The sequence below is a fragment of the Enterococcus gallinarum NBRC 100675 genome (genome assembly GCF_001544275.1).
GTDB lineage: Bacteria > Bacillota > Bacilli > Lactobacillales > Enterococcaceae > Enterococcus_D > Enterococcus_D gallinarum.
The window spans coordinates 1-5,902 of record NZ_BCQE01000058.1 but is presented as its reverse complement, the minus strand read 5'-3'; the positions used below and the strand labels follow the sequence as shown (position 1 = coordinate 5,902).

The following is a 5,902-nucleotide window of genomic DNA, read 5'->3' as shown; positions in this document are numbered from 1 at the left end:
CATTTCAGGAAATGTTGGGGATAACTACGACGCCACGACTAAAGATTATCAATTGACGATCGAAGGCTATATACTAGATGAAAATCAGTTGCCGGATAATGGCACTGGAGTGATGAGTGATCAAGCACAAACAGTGACATATGTGTATACGAAGAATTCTGATAAAGGCAAAGATTCAGAAAGAGCGGCAGCTGTGACAGTTGTCTATGTTGATAAAGACGGCAAAGAAATTCATGCAGCGAAAACCATTCAAGGAACTATCGGTGATCACTATGATGCTACTACGAAAGAATATCAGTTGTCGATCAATGGTTATCATCTAGATGAGAGCCAATTACCAGAAAATCGGATCGGAACGCTAGGGAAAGAGCCGCAAACCATCACATATGTATATACAAAAGATGCTTCTCAAGCAAAAGCATCCACTTCAGAGCAAAAAAACAAGACATCAACATCTAAGAAAGAAAATACAAATTATCAAAAAGATTCAGAATCAAAAGCAAAATTACCACAAACCAATGACGTATCAAATAGTTATTTAAACCTTATAGGAATTGGATTAGTCAGCTTTATTGGATTCTATTTAATAAAAAGACGAAAATAAAAGGTAGCAGTTCTTTTTGATTACGTGATTTCGATTCTTAAGTGGAGACAAGGATTGTTCATTAAGAAAGATCGATGAGTAAATGACTAAATACCAAAACAGGGAGCCCATCTTCTTGTTTTGGTATTTTTGTGTGCGGTAGTCTTTAGGAATCAGTACATCGACAGCTCAAAAAAAACTAGATCTATTTACAAATACGCTTTTTAAAACATAGAGAACGTTCATGCATTTAAAGGAAGTTCTTGTTCTATGCTATACTTGGGGCATCAAAAAGACGTGTATGAATAAAGACCGATAAAATGTGCAACGATAATACCGGGTGCTGCTCTTTGGACTTTGTTATTGTGTAGGAGATGGGAGAGAAGACGGATGAATCCTTTAGAGAATATGAACCAAGCGATGGCATATCTAGAAGAAAACTTGTTAGAAGAAATTGATTTTACACACATGGCTAAATTAGCTGGTTGTTCGGAATATCATTTTCGGCGGGTATTTTCCTATTTGGCGGGTATGTCTTTAAGTGAATATTTGCGATGTAGGAAATTGGTTTTGGCAGGAGACTTGTTGAAACAAGGAGCGAAAGTAATCGACACCGCAACGTTACTTGGCTATGATTCGTCGGATGCTTTTAGCAAAGCCTTTCGCGGGATGCATGGCGTTTCTCCCTCACAAGCAAAACAGCTGGATGTTGTTCTTAAAGTATTTCCACCAATGACTTTCCAGCTGACGATCAAAGGAGGAAATAAAATGGATTATCGGATTGTACACAACGCATCTTTTCAAATCGTCGGTTTTAAAAAGCGGATCACGCTGCAATATCATGGTGAGAATCCACAAATGGCATCATTGTATGAGAATCTGACACCAGAGCGTATTATGGAACTAAAAAATCTGGCAAATATCCAACCGCGAGGGGTTATCAGTGTGTCGGCAAATTTTACAGAACGAGAAGTGGAAGGAACAGAGCTTGACCAGTATGTCGGTGTAGCAACCACCCAGAAAGCATCAGATGCCTATGATCTATTACAGGTGGAAGAATCCGATTGGGCGGTTTTTACAGTCGTAGGACCATTTCCAGAAGCGGTTCAAGAAACATGGGCACGCATCTATGGCGAATGGTTGGCAATGTCTCATTATCAATTGACAGGAGGACCCGAACTTTTGTGGCATGAAAGTCCTGATTTGTCTAAACCTGATTGCAAAAGCGAGATATGGATTCCAGTCAGTAAAAGCTGATGACTCACTAAGCAAGTGTCACGAAAGAACACGCAAAGTGAGGAATCAAAAAAAGCAAATCAAAAAAGCACAGTCACTTCTGTGCTTTTTTGACGTATACCAACGAGAATCTGCTGGAGAGAGGAACGAATTGATCCTCATTGGGAGTCAGCTGGTAGAAAAACTTCTCTCAAAGATCCTTTTTTAATGTCTAAAAATAATGACATTCAACAACGCTAGGAAGTAGCTATCAAGTAAGAGTGTCAGCGGTTAGGTGCGGACTGATTTGCTTTTGAGAAAATCTCGTAATTTACTTATTCCGAAACTGCTGATAACAATAGCTGGGAAAAACTGAACGGGAAACAGTAAAAGCAGCAGTGCAGCACTGACGAATGGTTGCCCGAGAATGATCGTTACGCTGGATGCAACAACGATCCCTACAATCAGGCCGGGTGTGTAAGGAAATAGGTGCACTAAAGCAAACCCAATCGCAGTGCTTGAGAAAATAGCAGGAAAGATTTTTCCGCCTCGCCAACCAAAGGCAAAACAAAAATTGGTCAAAAAGGCTTTCCCCACTCCTAACAACAGTAAGCTGAAAAAGGAAAATCCTAAGGCTTCTTTCGATAGAGGCAGCAACTGATGTTCACCAGAAAAGATGAAATAAGGAGACCATAGAGCAAACAAACCAATGGCAATCCCAGCGATGATTGCTTGAATGATCGGGCTATTTATTTTTTTGGCTAACTGATTCGTCAATTGTTCGATTTTTAAAAACAGAAAACCAAATACAGCACCTAGCAACCAACCAACAGGCATCAGCAGAATCGTTTGCCATGCCCAATCAATCGTTTGTGGGAAATGCAAAGAGAAGACACTTTCTTCTGGAGAGAATTGCTCAATGAAAAGAAAACCTGCAATCCCAAAGAGAGTACTAAGGGCGTATAAGAAAATTTTTCTTCCTTTCGTTTTCAATTGAAGTGAGTCATGTTCTTCGAAAACTTCACTGACACCGACAAAAGGAGCTCGGAAAATAGTGGACAGCATAGTTCCGATACTGACTTTTACTAATTCTTCTCTATGTTCAAAAGTCATCTTTAAATGATCACCTATCCAAGTGATCAATCCGCCAACGATTCCAGCTAGAGCGGCCTCGGGTCCTAAACTTGCACCAAACATCAGCACGATAATCGCAGATAAACCATTTTTAAGTAAGTGATTTTTATAAGTGACACGGCCTTTTCTTTTAAATTCCCCTAGAGTTTCTTCGATCGTTGTAGGGTATTGCCCTATTCTTTTTTGAATGAGACCTACTAAAATTCCTCCTACTATACCAACAACTAGTGGATAGAAAGGAATGGAAACCATGCCCGGGATATCGACCCAAACAAAATCGATCAAAACGTTTGTCACTAACAAAAAAACAGCAGCCAGTATTCCGACTACGAAACCTAATAAACTGCTATACAATATGAACAGTGTAGAAAATACCATCATTTTTCCTCTTTTCTTGAATTGATCCTGTCTTATGCTTGGAAAATTTTTGCGCACGTCAACTGCTTGTTCCTACTAGTTTTTTAAGAGTCAGTAGGCTCATTATGCTCACTAAGAGCTTCGATTTCTTTACGAATCGCCAGCATATCATTTTCGATATGATCCATGTCGTCCGCAATTTTTTGTAATTTCTCTGAAATTGCAGGATTTTCTAAATCATTTTTGTACCGCAAACTATGCTCTAGACTTGCCCAGAAATCCATTGCGATGGTTCGAAACTGAATTTCAACTTTGATTTGTTTTGTGTCTTCGAGAAAATATACAGGTACTTCAATTACGACATGGACGCTGCGATAGCCGCTGGGTTTAGGATTTTCTAAATAGTCTTTGGTTTTTAGAATCTTGATATCTGGATGTCGCCGCAGCGAATCGATGATGGCATAAATATCATCGCGGTAAGAACAAATCACTCGTAAACCAGCAAAATCCTGAATTGAATCAATGATGATCTCCTTGGAATAGTTCAGCTGTTTTTTGTGCAATTTATTGACAACACTTTTAAATTTTTTGATTCTTTTCTGAATTTGGTGAATACTATTTTTTCGACCGCTGTGACTATTGCTTCCTAACTCACGATCAATAATCAACAATTTTGTTTCTACTTCGTCTAAAGCAGAGCGATAATATACGGTGAGCTCTTGATAAAGTTCAATGGCTTCTACACCCATAACGTGGTCACTGACTGTTGGTTCTTTATTTACGATATCAAGTAATTGGACGATCGGAAATTCAGACATTTGGCTCTCTCCATTCAATTTTTACTCGAAAGTAAAATAGTACTTATTTGTTAATAATTTTAACACAAGAGCAACTTTTCTCACGGAAAAGGGCTTCGAGAAGAAAATCTTATATGGGGAATAAGAGAGTGATGAGGGCAGAGCAGCTGAATGAAGCAGTGCAATCAAATTGGCAGGTTGATAAATTATATTAAAAACAAAAAAATACTATTGTGTATGTGGGAGATTCGAATTAGACTAATCTTAATAATAAGAGAATGGCGCCTTTTATGGGCAAACGTTTTCGAATGAGTATTCGATGGAGGAGATCGGTAAATGGACAAGCAAACTAGTAACCAAACATGGTTTTATAGTACATTTTCAAATGACATCCCCAAAATGTTACTCGATGGAAAGCGGGTAGCAGCACTGATTGAAATTGACACCAAGGAATATCCTCAAGGGTTTGTCAAACGTTCAGCTGGAACGCCTAATTGCAAATGTATCATTGGGGAAGATACCGTTGATATAATCAAGTTGGGAGAAAACTATTGTTTGTTTAGGAAAAAGCAGGAGCAGAAAATGTTTCAAATAAGAATCGCAGACTTAGAGTATTTTTATCTAGGGATAAGAAAACAATTATCCGCGAGTAGTGGGTATCACTTCTTGTTTCTGGATCTGAAAAGTAAGGCAAACCCGAACCCGCTAAAATTTGCTATCAATTCTGTGAAACCATTTTTGCTTCTGTGGAATCATCCAGCTTTTGCATTCACTGAAAAAAGAATAGATGATTCCTTAGTTCCTTTACTAAATGGTAGCGATCCTGACAGGATCTTAACCGAAATCGAACGTAATCAAATCGAGATTCCTTTAGTGACTGATTGAATGGAATAAAGGTATAACAGTATCAAGTTAGTAACAATTGTGAGCCGAAATCCAACAACAGAATAAACTAAACGACTGCGTATTACCTTTAGAAAGGTTCTGTCGCAGTCGTTTTCTTGTATACCATGATCAACTCGCCGTTTTCTGGATCTGTTTGCTGGGTATGCCTAAAGCCAAAAGCAGTATAAAACGAAAAGATCGCTTTGTTTTCCTTGTGGGCACTTAAATAGATTTTTTCCACTGTCCAATGGCAGAAAAGATAGTCTAGGAGCAATGGCATAAATTTCTTGCCTAAGCCTAATTTTTGCCATTGCTGATCGATCATCAAGCGATCCAACCAAATACTTTGTTCTTGTTCGTTATAGGCACCGACCATTGCAAAGCCGACAATGGTTTCTTCTTTGTACAAAGCAAGTGGGACCCAATGCAAAGAAGTATCATATGCAGCTTCCAGCAAGGAGGTGGTGTTGTCTTCAATAAAAGCACGTTGGGATTCTGATACTTTTAAGGCAGCAACTGTACGCCAAGTAGACTGGGACACTTCTTCAATTCTGACTGTCATAGTGTATGTCCTTTCTTCTATTTTTTTTTAGTATAACGAAAGCTGTCTCAAAGAACAAATACAGTTACTGCAATTAGCTGCTAGTCTTGCGTTAGGGGGAGAAGCCGGGCTGTCCTTTTCGTATTTAATTTACTTTTTAGCAATAGTTTACTTTTTGTTTACTATTTCCTGTTACTATAGTATTGGCTCAGTTTTTATTATTCTGATAATCAAATTTTATTTTCTTTATTTAAAAAGGTAAAAAATCGCTCAAGAAATCGGATCATTGTGTGTGCAAGGTGGAAAGAATTCACTCTTTCACAACTGACTGAAGGCATCGGTTGAAGTACCTATAAGTATGGGCTAAAATCGAAAAAAATAGACAGCACC

At 38.4% G+C, this 5,902-nt stretch carries 6 protein-coding genes; 3 read left to right on the top strand and 3 right to left on the bottom strand.

Features of this window, described 5'->3' with window-relative positions:
- Both EG2_RS17855 and EG2_RS17850 read left to right on the top strand, forming a co-directional pair.
- A partial coding sequence (locus EG2_RS17855) for a MucBP domain-containing protein (RefSeq protein ID WP_156424258.1) occupies positions 1-604 on the top strand: 604 nt, incomplete at its 5' end.
- Positions 605-973: 369 nt separating this feature from the next.
- On the top strand, positions 974-1,840 hold the full coding sequence (locus EG2_RS17850; RefSeq protein ID WP_060815672.1) for an AraC family transcriptional regulator: 867 nt from the start codon (positions 974-976) through the stop codon (positions 1,838-1,840).
- A gap of 249 nt (positions 1,841-2,089) precedes the next feature.
- Here the strand turns inward: EG2_RS17850 and EG2_RS17845 are convergent, their stop codons facing one another.
- Positions 2,090-3,310: a chloride channel protein gene (locus tag EG2_RS17845; protein WP_060815670.1), complete on the bottom strand. Its 1,221-nt coding sequence runs from the start codon at positions 3,308-3,310 to the stop codon at positions 2,090-2,092.
- A gap of 83 nt (positions 3,311-3,393) precedes the next feature.
- Complete coding sequence (locus EG2_RS17840; protein WP_060815668.1) at positions 3,394-4,107, bottom strand: GTP pyrophosphokinase; 714 nt, start codon at positions 4,105-4,107, stop codon at positions 3,394-3,396.
- A gap of 315 nt (positions 4,108-4,422) precedes the next feature.
- Between EG2_RS17840 and EG2_RS17835 the strand changes: the two genes are divergently transcribed.
- Entirely contained in the window at positions 4,423-4,971 is a 549-nt protein-coding gene (locus EG2_RS17835; protein ID WP_060815666.1) for a hypothetical protein, read from the top strand.
- 88 nt (positions 4,972-5,059) lie between these two features.
- Here EG2_RS17835 and EG2_RS17830 read toward each other — a convergent pair whose 3' ends face one another.
- Positions 5,060-5,533, bottom strand: a complete 474-nt coding sequence (locus EG2_RS17830) for a GNAT family N-acetyltransferase (RefSeq protein ID WP_060815665.1) — start codon at positions 5,531-5,533, stop codon at positions 5,060-5,062.
- Positions 5,534-5,902 lie beyond the last annotated feature (369 nt).